Raw genomic sequence first — 16716 nt, forward strand, 5'->3', positions numbered from 1 at the left:
GGATGCCGTTGTACCCGGACCGAACCTCACTACCGCAGAGTGTCCGGCTTGGCCCCCGCAGCCCACCGAGTCGCGGCGCTGGGCCGGATTTGGACACGCACGCCGTATGACTTGCCGGGGCCGACGCCCGCCGCGCAGCGAGAGGCCGAGGGCGCCGAGTCGGCCCCGCACCCCCGGGGATGGTCCAACGAGCCGATCCTGCACCGCCGCCGCCGCGAGGCCAAGGCCAAGTGCAAGTGAGTGATGTTCAGTGATTGAAAAGTAGCTTCTGACAGCTCTTTTCGAGACGAGGCCCCTCACCTGGAGTATCAGGTGAGGGGCCTCTGTAATCACTGGAGATCAGCTTGGATACCGGCCCGTCACGCTCAAAACGGTCACAAAAACGGTCACACGAGGAGCAGGCGGCTGGTGCCAGAATGCGATGCCCTACCAGCGCCGATGGCTGCCGACGTCCTTGATGAGTACGGTCGTGGCGTAACGAAAGTGTGAGGTTTGGTGGGCGGCCGATGGTGCGTCGCGCGTATGCGGTGGATCGACCACTGCGTCAGCGGTCCACCACCGGAATGAGGTCCCAGCGTCAACCGCTTCCGTGACCGGCACGGCCGCGCAACTCACCGGGCATGTTCTTCCGGCGTGTCGTCGCGCCGACGCGCCGACAAATTTTCGCAACAGCTAATCTTTGGCAATCGCCGGAGTTGCGGTCGCTGCCTGGGTTCGGGCGCACTCTGGAGCGGCCTTTGCGGACGGCTCGTAACGACCGCGGCGCGCGGGTGAGGACTCGCTCACGTGACATGTCTCGGTGAAGGTTCAAGACAGGGGGAGTGGAACCAAACCCCACGTTGATCCACCGCGCGGTGCTGCGGCTGTCGTGACGTTTTGCGCCATTGCCGGTCCGAAGTGGTTGGTGTTGCCACGCCGCTGTTGTCGATTGCCCCGGTGGCTGCATGCTGGGTTCTGGCTCCAGCAGCACGCGGCAGGCCGGCGTCATCTTGATCGCGGAATGTCGCGCCGCGTTGTCAGAAGGCGTCGAAGAACGCACTGGAGGGTTCGGCCTATGCTCGGTCGAGGAGCTCGACCAAGGCGAACGTTCTGGGCCGGGACTCAGATGCCGTATAGCGACGAGACGAGCAGATCGCCGAGGAAGGACGCGACCGCGTCGATGTCCTGCAGATTCGTTTCGCCGGCGAGCGATCCCGCGATACTGCGTTCAATAGTCCACAGCAGGACGGCGGCGAATTCGGGTGCGGGCGGGCCGTCGACCGCGAGCCCTGCGGCGCGGTCGTCGCCGATGATCTGTTCCATTGTGGCGGTCATGGTCGCCACGGTAGTGAGGTACCGCTGGCGCAGTTCGGGACGGCGCGGCCACTCGTGGATCGCGTTGCGCAGCACACCGAGGTCGGCGGGGTCGAGATCGAGCCAAGTACGGATGGCACCGCGGATGCTGTCGGTGTGGGTGCGGTCGGTCGCGGCGAGATCGATGAAACCGCGGACGATATCGTCGGCGACGGCCTGGAACAGGTCGATGAATGCGTCGTCTTTGCTCTCGAAGTAGAAATAGAAGGTCGCGCGCGATAATTTCGAGCGCTCCAGAATCTTGGCCACGCTCAACTGATCCAGCGACATCTCGCCCAGCAGCTCGTTGGTTGCCTGCAGGATTGCCGCTTTGGTTTCGGCGTCGCCTCCGGCTGCCGGTTTCTGCCGGTGTGTTTCCGGCATTGTCACCGGGTGCGCGGTGGCCGTCGCGGATTTGCGTTTCCTGGCGCGCTTCGTGCGGCGTTTTCCGCCGTAGATTCCGGCGAGGGTGAGTTCGGTGATCGAAGCGACGGTCGACTCGGGGTCGGGAATCCGATTGTCGAGCCCGCGCTGCCCGATGTAGAAGCTCCGTTCGTAGCCACAGACCAGGACAGTTGCGATGAGGTCGGCCGAGGCGCCCGCGGGTGCGCGGTTCGCGGCTCGCTCGTGATCGACCTGTTCGGCAATGGCCGAGACGAAACGTTGCAGCATGACGTTCCAGGCTGCCGCGAGTGCCGGGGTGCTGTGCATGTTCTCGACCACGGCACAGATCAGCGGACCGTGTGCGGACCACATTCCGATAGTGCGCTGCAGATTGTCGCCGAGGGCTCGCTGGCGGTTTCGGCCGAGCTCGGAATTCCACGGGCCTTCATCGGTGTAGGTATCGGTCAGCAGGCGGGACACCATGGCCACCACGACGTCGAACTTCGATGCGAAATAGTGGTAGAAGTTGGCGCGGGACAGCCCGGCGCGTTTGATGATGTGTGCCACGGTCAGGTCGTGCAGCGACGATTCCTGCAGCAGCTCCTCGGTGGCCGCTAATACCGCGAGTTCGGCCGCGGCACCGCCGTCGTGTGCGCGGGGCCGCTGGCGTGCTAGCGATTCCTTGTCCACTCGATCACCCTATATGATGTCTGGACACACTGAACGGTCGTCCTGTCTGTCCTTGTGTGAGCGCAGCGGAGTAGTATTCGGGCGGGCAAGTCGGCATCCGATTCCTTGCCCGCCCGGAGCTCGGGTGGCGTGGTCACGCCGGCCGCGTGGTGGCGAGGTAGATTTCCTCGATCAGGTCGGCGTACTTGTCGGCGACCCCCCGCCGCCGGAGTTTCATGGTCGGCGTGAGTTCCTCGGAGTCGGGCAGCCACTCGGTGTCGAGCAGACGGTACGCCTTGAGCTGCTCGACGCGGGACAATCGCGAGTTCGCCTGCTCGATTGCGGTATCGATCTCGGCGCGTATTCGCGGGTCGGCAGCCAGCGCCGCCATCGAGGTATCGGTGATGCCGTGCTCTTCGGCGAAGATTCGTGCCGAATCGGCGTCGAGCACGATCAGCGCGATATTGAAGGGGCGGCGGTCGCCGATCACGCAGACCTGGCCGATCAGTGGCGAGGTGCTTTTGAGTGTGCTCTCGATATTGGCCGGTGACATGTTCTTGCCGGCTGCGTTGATGATCAGTTCCTTCTTGCGGTCGACTATGCTGACCCAACCTTCCTCGTCGATGACCGCGATATCGCCTGTGTGCAGCCACCCCTGCGGGTCGATGGCCTCGCTGGTCCTGGCGGGGTCCTTGCGATAGCCGCGCATGACGTGCGGTCCGCGCAACAGCAGTTCCCCGTCGGCGGCGAGCATGGCCTCGGTACCGGGCTGGGCCAAACCGACCTTGCCGATCCGGATATCGGTGGGGAGGTTGGTGAATCCCAGCGCCCCGGTCTCGGACATACCGAAACCCTCCTGCAGTGGCAGCCCGAGGGCGAGGAAGAACTCGTGCACCGCTGGCGCGATGGGTGCGGCCCCGGTCATGAGCAGGGCTATCCGGTCGAACCCGAGTTGCTTCCGGAGCGGCTGGAAGATCCGCTCCTCGGCGGCGGCCACTTGCTCGGCGAGCACGGCGGGCACCTCGGCGCGTTCCTGCTCGAGCCGCACCGCGGTGATCGCCGCGGCCAGTGAACCGGTGGTCGTGGACCGCTGTTCTTCGGGAAGGCCACTGAATCTGCTGAGTAGTGCCCCGCGCAGCTTCTCCCAGATCCGCGGCACGCCGAGAAACCAGCTGGGGCGAGTGATCGCGACCGCGGCGAAGACCGTAGCGGCATCGCGGACGGTCGTGATCGGCCAGCCGGTCACCGTGGCCAGGTAGTGGGAGAAGACTCGGTCGGCGGCGTGGGCGGTGGGCAGGTACGAGATCGCGGCGCCCTCGGTGGCGAAGGGGAAGCGGATATTGCACGTGTGCATGACGAACATCAGGTTCGCGTGCGTCAGTTCCACCCCCTTCGGATCACCGGTGGTGCCGGAGGTGTAGATAAGCGTGGCCACATCCGAGGCCCGCACCGCTCGCCAGGTCGCCGCGAAATCGAAGCCGGCCGGCCGCCGGCGGCGAAGTTCGGTCAGGGAGAGCGTTTCGGCGCCGTCGGTGCTTCCCGGCCCGTCGATGTCGGTGACGACGACATGCTTCAGCAGCGGGGCGTCCGTCCGGCCGATGACGTCGAGAAAACGCTGTTCTGTCACCAGCACGGTGTTGGCCGCATTGTCGAACAGGTAGGCGATCTGCTCCGGGGACGAGGTGAGGTAGATCGAGAACGGGGTGGCACCCAGGTGCAGCGCCGCCATATCGACTATGTGGAATTCCGGGCTGTTGGACAGCATGATGGCCACGGTGTCACCGCGCCCGATGCCGAGCGCGGCCAGTCCGGCCGCGACTTCCTCTACCGCGGTGGCGTACTCGGACCAGGTCAGTGACCGGTCCTCGCCGTGAGCGACGAGGGCGGTGTTCTCGGCCCGAGCGGTCGCGGTGGCCTGGAACGCCTGTGGCAGCGTGGCAGCGGAGATGCCGGGTGCTGCGCCGGCGGTGGCGGTCTCTACCAGTTCGGACATGACTACCTCACATCATCGGGTGGGAGTGGCCGCGACGGACGCGTCGCGGCGGGTGATCTCGAAGTCCTCCAGCAGGGGCGTGTGGACCCGTTTCCAGTAATCGACGTAGCGCCACGGGCTATTGGTGACGATGCGCCCGCGCCCGTTGCGGTAGTAGGTGGTGGTTCCGCCGAAGTCCCATACGGTGCGCGCGAGTGCTTCGTCCAGTTCGCGGTTGTAGGCGTCGTGCGCGTCCTGACGCACCTCGACTGCCGCCCAGTCGTTGTCGATGAGCGCCGCGATCACGGCGGTGACGTACTGCACCTGCATCTCGGTGCCCGCGATGACGGTGCCGCCGTGACCCGTGTTGGTGTTGGGCCCGTACAGGCAGAAGAAGTTCGGGAACCCGGGCACAGTGATACCCAGGTGTGCTCGGCCGTCGCCCTCACCCCAGACCTCGCGCAACGTGCGACCGCCACGGCCTCGGACCTCGACCGAGCCGAGCACGTCGACCGCGTTGAAACCTGTGGCCAACACGATGATATCGGCTTCGTATTCGGCGCCGTCGGTGGTGCGTAGGCAGTTCGTGGTGATGGTGTCGATCGGCTCGGTCACCAGTTCGACATTGTCGCGGCGCAGGGTGCGGAACCAACCCGCGTCGATGAGCATCCGCTTTCCGTAGGGCGGATAGGTCGGCACGCTCTTGGCGATCAGATCGGGCCGGCCCTCGAGTTCGTGCTCGATATAGCTGGTGAGGAGGGCGCGCAGCCGGTCGTTGCTCTTGTTCACCGCCCGCCCCAGGTGCGGATATTCGCTGTCCACCTGCAGCAGACCCCACACCTTGTCGCCCATCCGCCAGAAGAGGCGGGCGCGGTACCAGGCCAGATAGAACGGCACGTGTTCGCAGAGGAATCGGACGGCATCGGGCACCTCACGCCCCTTCAGTGGGTGCGGTGTGGCCCACTGCGCCGTGCGCTGGAACACGGTGACCCGCTCGGCGATCTCGGCACTGGCGGGCACGACCTGCATGGCGCTGGCGCCGGTGCCGATGACCGCAACGCGTTTCCCTGTCAGGTCCAGCCCCGAATCCCACCGCGCGGTGTGCGCGGCGGGTCCCTGGAACTCGCCGAGTCCGGGTAGATCCGGCACACTGGGTTGATTCAGCAGTCCCACGGCGCTGATCACGATATCGGCGGTGAGTGTCTCGACGGGCCCGGAGCCGTCGGCGGGTTCTACGGTGACCTCCCACCGGGACGCTGCCTCGTCGTAGGTCGCGACCCTCACTCGGGTGCCGAAGCGTACGTGTTCGCGTACGTGGTGGCGGTCGGCCAGGGTGCGCCAGTAGTGCGCGAGTTCGTCCTGTGGGGCGAAGTAGCTGGACCAGTCGGGCTTGGGGTCGAATGAGAGGGCGTACAGATGGCTGGGGGTGTCCACCCCGCAGCCCGGGTAGGTGTTCTCATGCCAGGTTCCGCCGACCTCGTCGTTCTTGTCGACCAGGAGGTAATCGATACCGGCCTGGCCGAGCCGGACCGCCATGGCGAGCCCGGAGACACCGGCACCGATGATCAGCACCCGGAACTCTGGGGGGGCCGGGGTCCGGGGTTCGGTGTGGCGGGGGTAGATCCCCATCTCTTCGCCGAGCAGGGTGCCGTATTCGTCGGGTATCGAATCGGCGAGCATGATCGACAGCACGCGAGCGAGCCGCTCCGGCTCCGGCGGGGTCTCCGGGAACGTCGCGGTTCCGTCCCGCCAGGCCCGCAGGACCGTGGTGGCTTCGCTCCGGATCTTTTGTCGCACCGGTTCGTCGAAGCCGCCCGAGTCGTGATCACCCAAGTCTGCCGGTGCCGTCGGCAGGTACGGGGCCTCGATCCAGCGATCCTCACCGGTCAGCAGCGCGAGCGAACCCAGCAGCACCGGCAGGTTGGCGTCGGTGAGGGCGGTGTCGAGTTCCTCGTCGGTGAAATCGGCCGACGGCCGGAAGCTTCCGGCCGGCTGTGCACCCCAGGGGGAAGCGATGGTAGGTGGGATCGACTGCGACATAGCGCGACCATACAATCTGTTCAGACGTGGTGTCAATCAAGTTCGGATCGCTTGTTCGCTGCTGGTCGGAAATTGAAACAGAGGGCATACATTATGTATGGATAGAATGTATAGTCGGCCGTATGACGACAACAGAGCTTTCCCGTACCGGATCGGTCTACGACACCGAGCATGAATCGTTCCGGCAGAGTTTCCGCACATTTCTGGAGTCGCGGGTGGTCCCCGACTACCCGCGGTGGGAACGGGATGGGATCATCCCGCGAGACGTCTTCTCCGAGGCCGGGAAACACGGATTCCTCGGTATGGCGATCGATGAGGAACTCGGTGGTGGCGGCGTGGACGACTTCCGGTTCAACGCGGTGATCGCCGAGGAAGTCGTGCGCGCCGGTGTCATGTCGTTCGGCATCAACCTGCACAACGACATATGTCTGCCGTACTTCCTCCGCTACGCCGACGACGAGCAGCGTCGGCGTTGGCTGCCCGGACTGGCGAGCGGAGAACGGGTCGCTGCGATCGCCATGACCGAACCGGGGACCGGTTCCGATCTTGCCGGCATCGAGACCACCGCGGTGCGCCACGGCGATCACTACCTGCTCAACGGCGCGAAGACCTTCATCTCCAACGGTATCAACGCCGACCTGGTGATCGTCGCGGCCCGGACCGACAAGACGGCGGGTAGGCACGGCGGCCTGTCGCTGATCGTGGTGGAGCGGGACACCCCCGGGTTCACCCGCGGCCGGAATCTGGAGAAGATCGGCATGCACGCGCAGGACACCGCGGAGCTGTTCTTCAACGACGCCCGAGTGCCGGCGGCGAATCTGCTCGGAGAACCGGGCAGCGGCTTCACCGCCCTGGTGTCGAACCTGTCACAGGAACGACTGACCATCGCCATAGCGAGCGCGGCGGCGGCCGCCCGCGCAGTGGAATACGCGATCGACTATGTGCGCGAACGTAAGGCATTCGGGAAACCGCTGGCAGGCTTCCAGAACACCCGGTTCACGCTGGCGGAGGCGTATACCCGGACCGAGGTAGTGCAAGCGTTCGTCACCGACTGCTTGCGCGAGCATGTGGTCGGCACGCTCACCCCCGAGCGGGCGGCGATGGCCAAACTGGCGGCCACCGAGACCCAGGGCCGGGTGGTCGACGCATGCCTGCAGTTGTTCGGCGGCTACGGCTATATGGCGGAGTTCCCGATTGCGCGCGCCTACGCCGACGCCCGGGTACAGCGGATCTACGGCGGGACGAGCGAGATCATGAAAGAGATCGTCGGAAAAGCGATGGGGATCTGAGATGGAGCGGACGATCTTCACCGATGACCACGATCAGTTCCGCGCGTCGGTGCGCAGTTTCCTGGAGAAGAACGCCGTGCCGCACACCGCCGAATGGGAGGCGGCGGGCCAGGTCGATCGCGGTTTCTGGAAAGCTGCCGCCGCACAGGGTCTGGTCGGCTTCGCCGCCGCGGAGGAGTTCGGCGGTACGGGCCTGCGCGACTTCCGGTTCAACGCCGTCCTGAACGAGGAGGTTGTGCGCACCGGGACCGTCGGGGACGGCTTCTCGCTGACCAACGACATTGTGTTGCCGTACTTTCTCGATATCGCCACGGTGGAACAGCAGCGGCGGTGGGTGCCCGGGATCGTGTCCGGTGATACCGCGATCGCGATCGCTATGTCGGAACCGGGTACCGGTTCCGACCTGCGCGCTATCAAGACGACTGCGGCGCGCGTACCGGGGGGCTGGCAGATCAGTGGTTCCAAGACATTCGTGACGCGGGGCATCCAGGCCGATCTGATCATTGTGGCCGCCCGTATTCCAGACGGTGACGGCGGCGGTTTCGGACTGTTCGTCGTTCCTGCGGGCCGGGAGGGCTTCGAGCGCGGCCGTAAACTCGACAAAATCGGGCGCCGCGCGCAGGACACCGCCGAGTTGTTCTTCCGCGACGTGCGGGTACCCGACGCCGACGTGCTCGGTGAGCCGGGCAAAGGTTTGCACTACTTGATGGGGAACCTCGCACAGGAGCGGCTGTCGATGGCTGTGGTCGCGGTGGCCAGCGCCGAGCACGCGGTCGAGACCGCGGTCGCCTATGCCAAAGAGCGCAAGGCGTTCGGGCAGCCGATCGGTTCGTTCCAGTCCAACCGGTTCCGGCTCGCGGAGCTGGCAACGCGGGTCGGGATCGCCCGGGTGTTCATCGACCGGTGTATCGAGGCGCAGAACAGCGGGGAACTGACCGCGGCGGAGGCCGCCGGGGCGAAGTTCTGGACCACCGAACTCGAGTTCGAGGCGCTGGACAGCTGCCTGCAGTTGCACGGTGGCTACGGCTATATGGAGGAATACGAGGTCGCGCGCCGGTGGCGGGACGCGCGGGTGCAGCAGATCTACGGGGGGACCAACGAGATCATGCGCGAGATCGTCGGTCGCTCGCTCGGGTTGTAGCCGGCGCGGGCCGGGGCGGCCGTACCTCGCGACGTCGTCGGCGCGAGGAGTGTCCGTGACAGCGATATCGCGGAAGCGACCGCCCCGGGGTCCGGATCAGTCGGCGACGACTCCGCTGCCGATGAGCGCGTCCACTTCTTCCGCCGGGTAGCCGAGGCCTTCGAGAATGCTCCTGCTGTCCGCCCCGGGCGCCCGGCGCGGCCGCGGCGTGGTGGGTGGGGCGCCGTCGAAACGGGGTGCGGGAGCGGGCTGCACCATGCCGTCGATATCGACGAAGGTTCCGCGCGCGAGATGGTGTGGGTGTTCGACCGTCTCGGCCAGCGAGAGCACCGGCGCGTAGCAGGTATTGCTGCCGAGGAGCAGCTTGTCGAGCTCGGCGCGGTCGAAGGTGGCGATGCGCTCGGCCAGTATCCGTCGGTACTCGGGCCAGCCCGCGGTATCGAATTGGTTGTCACGTACCTCATCGGGCAGTTCGAGGAGATCGCACAACTCCTGCCAGAACGGAGCCTCGATGGCGCCGATGCTCACCCACTGCTGGTCCCGGGTCCGGTAGACGTCGTAGAAGAACGCACCCGAGTCGAGCAGGTGAGTGCCGCGCTCGTCGGTGAACATGCCCTCGGACCGGTAGGTGTGGAACATCGCCATCAGCGCGGAGACGCCGTCGATCATGGCCGCGTCGATCACCCGGCCACCACCACCGGCACGAGCCGCGAGGATACCGGCGAGCATTCCCATCCCGAGCAGCATGCCGCCACCACCGAAGTCGCCGACCAGGTTCAGGGGCGGCACCGGCGGCTGATCCTTGCGGCCGATCGCGTGCAGTGCCCCGGCCAGTGCGATGTAGTTGATGTCGTGTCCGGGCATGGTGGCCATCGGGCCGTTCTGCCCCCAGCCGGTCATCCGGCCGTAGACGAGATCCGGATTCGCCGCCAGACATTCCGCCGGCCCCACGCCGAGCCGCTCGGCAACGCCGGGGCGGAAGGTCTCGATGAGACCGTCCGCGTCGGCGCAGAGCTTTCGCACCACTTCGGCGCCCGCCGTCGTCTTCAAGTCGACGGCGAGGTGGCGCCGGCTCCGGAACATGATCGAATGTCCGTGCACCGCCCAGGAATTACCGCCCGGCCGGTCCACGCAGATAACCTCCGCGCCGAGATCGGCGAGCAGCATTCCGGCGAACGGTCCCGGTCCGATACCGGCCAGCTCGATGATCCGGACGCCGGAAAGCGGCGGCCGGTCGGACCCGGTCACGAGCCCGCCACCCGGGGCATACCGCCCCTGTTCTCGGCGACATCGGCATGCACTTCTTCCGGATTCGCCACCGCGGCGGCCTGCTGGCCGTCGGGAACGCGGATCGCCTCGTCGAACTGACGCAGGATCGAGAACGCGGTTCGTTCATCGTCGTGCGGCAGTATCCGGCCGATCCGGTCGGCGGCGGCGATGAGCGGCCGGACCGCAGGCAACACGTATCGCCAGCGGGTGCGTTCGGCGCCGAGCGCCGTCATGACGTCGGCGGGAATCCAGGAGTGCAGCAGGCCGTAGGCGAGTGCCAGACGCCTTTCGTCGGTCATGAACTTGGCGATCGGTGCGGGAAGAACCTCCACATCGCCGGGCGGGTTCTCCACGCTGAACTGGATGATCGAATGCACGACGTCGCGGCACAGTTCGTCCGGCGGCTGCTCGATGAGGGTGTGCAGCTCCGTTTTTCGGCGGGCATCCTCGTACGAGGTGTGCAGGATGTCCTCCGGTACACCGATCACATATCCGACGTACCGGCTGAGCGCGAAGATATCCTCCAGTTCGCGATCGCTGTAGCGGATTCCCGAGTTCTGCACCGCATCGACGAACTTCACGCCGAACTGGCCGGCCTGGGTCACCATGCCGTCGAGGTTGTTGATCGGAACACCCCAACCGGCCCAGTCCCAGGCATCGGACCTGCCCAGGCTGTGCCGCACCGCCGCGTGGATCATCCGCACCTTCGCGGTCAGCCGGAACCCCTCCTCGAACCGGCGCATACCACCGGGGGTGTAGGCGGCGACAACGTAGCGGAAGCTCTCGATCAGCCTGGTGCCGACTTTGTCCGACTGCCGCAACCGGCCGCTGAACAGCACCGGCCGGGTCGCGCTGTACATCGAGAACCCGCCCGCGATGGTCGCCCATGCCAGCACCGGCGGGACGATCGGCCCGGCACGCCAGAAGGCGACCGCGCCGCGGTACAGCTGGTCGAAGTCGACCCACTCGGGAATCCGGTCGAGCTGCTCGAACAAGGCGACCAGGCCGGGGCTGGGGTCCTCGACCGCGTCGATCCCGCGCTCGAGCGCCAGATCGAAGGTACGCCAGGAGGTGGTGTTGGATTTGTCCTTGAAGTCCAGCACCGCCTGGTAGGCGTAGTCGTCGGCGAGCAGCGCGTGATCGGTGAGTTTCTCGACCATCTCGCGGCCGTACATCGCGACTGCCTTGTCTCTGTTGGCGATGCGCCCCAGATCGATGCCGCGGGGCAGGCCCGGCGGTACGTCCATATCGCCGCGGAAGGTGCGTGTCTCCGGGCGCGTCGATGCGCTGGTCATATTCATCTCCTCGTTGTGACTGGCATTACACCGAGGGTAGACCCGACTGAACACAATGTCTACACTAACTGTATGGCCTCGTAGTTCAGCCTGTTCGGCCGTCGAGTGCCACCATCCGCTGTCATCGGTGAGGAATCCCATGCCCGAAAATCTCCATGCCGCTGTTCTCGGTCCCGACGACGAGGCCACTGATGTGCTCGAGCGCATCCTGAGCTCCCGCTGGAGTTGTCGCGCCTTCACCTCCGAAGCTGTCCCGCGTCACGAGATCGCGCGAATTCTCGGTCTGGCCCGCCGGTCGCCGTCCTGGTGCAACACTCAGCCCTGGCATGTGCATATCACCGAAGGGGCCGAGACGGAACGGTTCCGTGACACCCTGCGTACCGCCATCGCCGCGGGGCCGGAGGGGGCGCCGGATATCCCGTTTCCCACGGCCTACGAGGGGATCTACCGTGAGCGTCGCCGGATCAGCGGATGGCAGCTGTACTCGAGTCTCGGCATCGAAAAAGGGGACCGGGTGGCCTCGGGGCAACAGATGCTGCGCAACTTCGACCTGTTCGATGCGCCGCATGTCGCGATCGTCACGACCGAGCGGGCACTGGGTGCCTACGGTGCTGTGGACTGCGGGATCTTCGTATCCAATTTCGTGCTCGCCGCCCACAGTCGCGGAGTCGCGACCATTCCGCAGGCCGCGCTCGCCACTCAGGCGCCGCTGATCCGGCGCCACTTCGGGCTTCCCGAGGGGCGGCAGGTGCTGCTGGGCATCTCCTTCGGCTACCCCGACGCTGATCACCCGGCCAACTCCTACCGCACCGATCGGCAGGAGTTGGGCGAGCTCGTCACTTTCGCCGGTGGCCAGTGAGCATCGCAATCGGACTAGACAATGTGTTTAGACGCATTGTATGTTGCGGAAAGTGCCTGATCGCAGCGGCACTCGTGAATACCACTCAGTAGAGGAGTCCTCATGCCGGAAACACAGGCGCTGATCTACGATGCCGTCCGGACACCTCGGGGCCGCGGAAAGAGTTCCGGCTCCCTGCACACGATCAAGCCGATCGATCTGGCCGTCGGGACGATCCAGGCCGTGCTGGAGCGCAATCCGTCGCTGGACCCGGTCCGCATCGACGATATCGTGCTCGGGGTCGTGTCCCCGGTCGGTGAGCAGGGCGGCGATATTGCCCGCACGGCGTCGCTGGTGGCCGGTCTGCCGCACACCGTCGCCGGGGTTCAGATCAACCGCTTCTGCGCCTCCGGACTGGAGGCGGTCAACCTGGCCGCGCAGAAAGTGCGGTCGGGGTTCGAGGACGTCGTCCTGGCCGGCGGTGTCGAGTCCATGTCGCGGGTGCCGATGAGTTCCGACGGCGCGGCCTGGATGGACGATCCGGCGACGAACCTCGCCACCGGTTTCGTCCCACAGGGTATCGGCGCCGATCTGATCGCCACTGTGGAGGGTTTCGGCCGCACCGATGTCGACGAATTCGCGGCCCGCTCCCACGAACTCGCGGCCAAAGCGGAGGCCGAGGGGCGGTTCGCCGGATCTGTCGTTCCCGTGCGGGATGTCACCGGCCGCGTGGTGCTGGACCGTCATGAGACGATCCGGCCCGGGGCCAGCGTGGATTCGCTTGCCGCGCTGACTCCCTCGTTCGCCGCCCTGGGTGCGACCGCGGGATTCGATGCGGTCGCGCTGCAGGAGTTCCCGCATATCGAGCGGATCGATCATGTGCATCACGCCGGTAACAGCTCCGGCATCGTGGACGGTGCCGCGCTGCTGGTGGTCGGGAGTGAACGGGCCGGCGCCGAACTCGGCCTCACCCCGCGTGGCCGCGTCGTCGCGACAGCGGTCTCCGGAGACAACCCGACCATCATGCTCACCGCACCTGCCCCGGCCTCGCGCAAGGCACTGGCCAAGGCGGGCCTGCGGGTCGAGGATATCGACCTTTTCGAGGTGAACGAGGCGTTCGCATCGGTGGTGCTGCGCTTCGCGCGCGACCTCGACGTCGATATTGCGAAAGTCAATGTCAACGGCGGTGCGATCGCCATGGGGCATCCACTGGGCGCCACCGGCGCGATGCTCGTCTCCACGGTGCTGGACGAACTGCACCGCACTGGCGGTCGGTACGGCCTGGTGACCCTCTGTGTGGGCGGCGGCATGGGCATCGCGACCGTCGTAGAAGCCCTCTGACCACGGCTGTATCCGGAAAGGACACCGAAACACCGATGAGCACCGTCAGCGCCATCCGCGCGACCCGCGATTCCCACGGGATCGTCACTCTGACGATCGACGACCCGAACCAGCGTGTGAACACTATGAATTCGCTATTCGTGGAATCCTTGGCCGATGAACTCGACGCAATCGAGAACTCCGAAGACGTGACCGGGGTGATCATCACTTCGGGTAAGCCGACCTTTTTCGCCGGTGGCGATCTGAACGATCTGCGTGCGGCGAGCCGTGACCGGCTGGACGAGTTCGCCGCCTTCGTGCGTCGCAACAGTGCCCTGTTGCGACGGCTGGAGAAACTGCCGGTCCCGGTCGTGGCGGCGATCAACGGCTCCGCGCTGGGCGGCGGCCTGGAACTCGCCTTGGCCGCGCACCACCGCGTTGTGATCGACGCGCCGAACGTACGCCTCGGTTTGCCCGAGGTCACCCTGGGCCTGCTGCCAGGTGCCGGGGGCGTGGTCCGGTCGGTCCGCATGCTGGGCGTGCGCACCGCATTGCAGGAGGTGCTACTGACAGGTAAGAAACACACCGTGGCCGACGCGCTGGAGCTCGGTATCGTCGACGCGACCGTTGCTACGGCCAACGAACTGGTCGCGGCCGCGACGGCATGGATCAGGGAAAACGCCGGTGCCCGACAGCCCTGGGATACCGCCGGATTCCGCATCCCGGGCGGCGCCCCCGGTGATCGTGGTGCGCCGCTGAACGCGAGCCTGCCCGCCCTGGCGGCGAGCCTGCGCGCTCAGACCAAGGGCGCGCCCTACCCGGCGCGGGAGAACATCCTCGCGGCGGCGGTCGAGGGTGCCCAGGTCGATATCGACAACGCGCTGACCATCGAGGCACGCTACTTCCTGGATCTGGCGACCGGACAGATCGCGAAGAACATGATCCAGGCGAATTTCTTCGACCTGCAGACGGTCAAGGGTCCGCGTGGCCGCAAGGGGTCGCAGGAGGTGTGGTCGCCACAGAAGGCGGTGGTACTCGGCGCGGGGATGATGGGCGCGGGAATCGCCTACCAGTGCGCGGTCTCGGGCATCGAGGTGGTGCTGAAGGACGTGACCACCGAGGCTGCCGAGCGCGGCAAGAGCTACGCGCAGCGGGTGCTGGGCAAGCAGGTGAAGTCCGGGAAGATCACCGAGAAGTTCCGGGACGAGGTCCTCGCGCGTATTCTGCCGACCGCCGATATCGCCGACGTCGCCGGAGCCGACCTGGTGATCGAGGCGGTTTTCGAGGATCCTTCGCTGAAGGCCGACGTGCTGCGTGAAGTCGAACCGTTGCTGGCGCCCGGCGCTCTGATCGGTTCGAACACCTCGACGCTCCCCATTACCGGTCTCGCCGGGAATGTCACCGACCCGGAGCGGTTCATCGGCCTGCACTTCTTCAGCCCGGTGGACCGGATGCCCCTGCTCGAGATCATCAAGGGAGAGCAGACCTCGGAGGAAACCCTGTTTCGCGCCTTGGACCTGGCCCGCGCAATCGCCAAGACCCCGATCGTGGTGAACGACAGCCGGGGCTTCTTCACGAGCCGCGTTATCGGCACCTTCGTCAACGAGGCGCTGGCCATGCTCGGCGAGGGCGTGCCCGCACCGGTGATCGAACAGGCGGCCACTCAGGCCGGTTATCCGGCCCCGGTACTACAGCTGGCCGACGAACTGAATCTCGAACTGCTGCGCCGGGTGCGGAACGCGTCCCGGGACGCGGCCCAGGCGGCCGGGCGGACCTGGGTCGCCCATCCGGCGGAGGCGGTCCTGGACCGCATGCTGAGCGAGTTCGGCCGGGCAGGCCGGCTGGCCGGCGCCGGATTCTACGAGTACGGCGAGAACGGTGCCCGGCAGCGGCTGTGGCCTGGGCTGAGCGAGGCATTCGGGTCACCTCGCGCGGAGCTGCCGTTCACCGACGTGAAGGAGCGCCTGCTGTTCGTCGAGGCGATCGAGTCGGTCAAATGCCTCGACGAAGGGGTGCTGGAATCGGTTCCGGACGCCAATATCGGTTCGCTGCTGGGCATCGGATACCCGGGCTGGACCGGCGGTGTGTTGCAGTACATCGACGGTTATGCCGGGGGAGCCGCGGGGTTCGTCCGGCGCGCCGAACAATTCGCCGCCGCCTACGGTGACCGGTTCGCGCCGCCCGCGTCGCTGGTCGCTATCGCCGGACAAGGCGGCACCGTGGCCGGCGCGACACATGAGCCGGAGCTGGCGCTGTCCTGATCGGCAGCCTTCACCCAACCAGAACGGCGGTGGGTTTGCGCTGCGCGCAACCCACCGCCGAGTCGGAGCCGAGAGGAATCATGTCCGCACGTCTGGTCGACACCCGTGACGGTGTCCGTATCAATGTCCGAGTCCTGGGGACGGGACAGCCCGTCCTGCTGATCCATGGCTGGAGCCTCAGCGGTGAGGCGTGGGATCGTCAGATTCGCGTGCTCGCCGAATCCGGGTATCGGGTGCTCGCCATGGACCTGCGCGGGCACGGCGGGTCCGATGCGCCGCTGGACGGATACGAAATCGACTCGCTCGCCCGGGACGCCGCCGACGTACTGGCCGCCCTCGGCACGCCGGCGGCCACGGTGGTCGGCTGGTCGCTCGGTGGGATGGTCGCGCTGCGCCTCGCGCACGATCACCCGGAGGCGGTCGCCGCCGTGGTTCTGGTGGCATCGAACGGTGTCGCCGCCTCCCGGACCGAATCCTTCCCGTTCGGTGTGCCGGCTCACGGGCCGCTGACCGCGATCTTGAACGCCGAGCACGACGATCGGATCGCGCTGCGCCGCAGCGCGGTCGGCGATCCTTTCAAGGAGCCGCCGTCCCCGCATGTGCTCGACTGGCTGCACCGCATCTCGCTGCAGACCCCGAGCTGGGCAGGTCGCGCGGCGATGAGGACACTGCTGGGCACCGATCAAACCCATATCCTCGGAGGTGTTCCAGCTCCGGTGACCCAGATCATCGGTACCGCAGACCCCGCGTTGTCGGTGCGCGGCGCGCGCTGGCTGAGCGAGCAGCTCGACAGCACACTGGTCGAACTGGACACCGGCCACTATCCCATGCTGGAAAAGGCCGACGAGTTCGACGCCGCCCTGCTCGCGGCCGTCGCGCGCAGGGCGGGCTGATCAGCAGGCCGGC

General features: G+C 66.5%; 11 protein-coding genes. 6 read left to right on the plus strand and 5 right to left on the minus strand.

Annotation, left to right across the window (positions count from 1 at the left end):
- Positions 1 to 1101 precede the first annotated feature (1101 nt).
- The 3 genes from ON22_RS27445 to ON22_RS27455 all read right to left on the minus strand — a co-directional run bounded on the left by ON22_RS27445 (position 1102) and on the right by ON22_RS27455 (position 6397).
- The gene (locus tag ON22_RS27445) at positions 1102 to 2406 is read right to left on the minus strand and encodes a TetR/AcrR family transcriptional regulator (protein WP_033247643.1); all 1305 of its coding nucleotides are present in this window, start codon (positions 2404 to 2406) and stop codon (positions 1102 to 1104) included.
- A gap of 133 nt (positions 2407 to 2539) precedes the next feature.
- On the minus strand, positions 2540 to 4378 hold the full coding sequence (locus ON22_RS27450) for an AMP-dependent synthetase/ligase (RefSeq protein ID WP_033247642.1): 1839 nt from the start codon (positions 4376 to 4378) through the stop codon (positions 2540 to 2542).
- Positions 4379 to 4390: 12 nt separating this feature from the next.
- Positions 4391 to 6397, minus strand: coding sequence for a flavin-containing monooxygenase (locus ON22_RS27455; RefSeq protein WP_033247641.1), 2007 nt, complete (start codon positions 6395 to 6397; stop codon positions 4391 to 4393).
- A gap of 122 nt (positions 6398 to 6519) precedes the next feature.
- Here ON22_RS27455 and ON22_RS27460 point away from each other — a divergent pair, with 122 nt between their 5' ends.
- Positions 6520 to 7686: an acyl-CoA dehydrogenase family protein gene (locus ON22_RS27460; RefSeq protein WP_033247640.1), complete on the plus strand. Its 1167-nt coding sequence runs from the start codon at positions 6520 to 6522 to the stop codon at positions 7684 to 7686.
- A 1-nt stretch (position 7687) separates the two neighbouring features.
- Entirely contained in the window at positions 7688 to 8827 is a 1140-nt protein-coding gene (locus ON22_RS27465; RefSeq protein WP_033247639.1) for an acyl-CoA dehydrogenase family protein, read from the plus strand.
- A gap of 96 nt (positions 8828 to 8923) precedes the next feature.
- Here the strand turns inward: ON22_RS27465 and ON22_RS27470 are convergent, their stop codons facing one another.
- Both ON22_RS27470 and ON22_RS27475 read right to left on the minus strand, forming a co-directional pair.
- Positions 8924 to 10075: a CaiB/BaiF CoA transferase family protein gene (locus tag ON22_RS27470; RefSeq protein ID WP_033247638.1), complete on the minus strand. Its 1152-nt coding sequence runs from the start codon at positions 10073 to 10075 to the stop codon at positions 8924 to 8926.
- Positions 10072 to 11391, minus strand: a complete 1320-nt coding sequence (locus tag ON22_RS27475) for an oxygenase MpaB family protein (protein WP_033247654.1) — start codon at positions 11389 to 11391, stop codon at positions 10072 to 10074. Before ON22_RS27475 ends, ON22_RS27470 begins: the two co-directional genes overlap by 4 nt.
- Before the next feature lie 139 nt (positions 11392 to 11530).
- Here ON22_RS27475 and ON22_RS27480 point away from each other — a divergent pair, with 139 nt between their 5' ends.
- The 4 genes from ON22_RS27480 (at position 11531) to ON22_RS27495 (ending at position 16703) form a co-directional block, all read left to right on the plus strand.
- Positions 11531 to 12250 (plus strand): nitroreductase, encoded by a 720-nt coding sequence (locus tag ON22_RS27480; protein ID WP_051158156.1) that lies wholly within the window; start codon positions 11531 to 11533, stop codon positions 12248 to 12250.
- 102 nt (positions 12251 to 12352) lie between these two features.
- On the plus strand, positions 12353 to 13570 hold the full coding sequence (locus tag ON22_RS27485) for an acetyl-CoA C-acetyltransferase (protein WP_033247637.1): 1218 nt from the start codon (positions 12353 to 12355) through the stop codon (positions 13568 to 13570).
- Between the two features lie 35 nt (positions 13571 to 13605).
- Complete coding sequence (locus ON22_RS27490) at positions 13606 to 15810, plus strand: 3-hydroxyacyl-CoA dehydrogenase NAD-binding domain-containing protein (RefSeq protein ID WP_033247636.1); 2205 nt, start codon at positions 13606 to 13608, stop codon at positions 15808 to 15810.
- An 80-nt stretch (positions 15811 to 15890) separates the two neighbouring features.
- Positions 15891 to 16703, plus strand: coding sequence for an alpha/beta fold hydrolase (locus tag ON22_RS27495; RefSeq protein WP_033247635.1), 813 nt, complete (start codon positions 15891 to 15893; stop codon positions 16701 to 16703).
- Positions 16704 to 16716 lie beyond the last annotated feature (13 nt).

It is taken from the genome of Nocardia carnea NBRC 14403 (assembly GCF_000308515.1).
In the GTDB taxonomy this organism is placed as follows: Bacteria; Actinomycetota; Actinomycetes; order Mycobacteriales; family Mycobacteriaceae; genus Nocardia; species Nocardia carnea.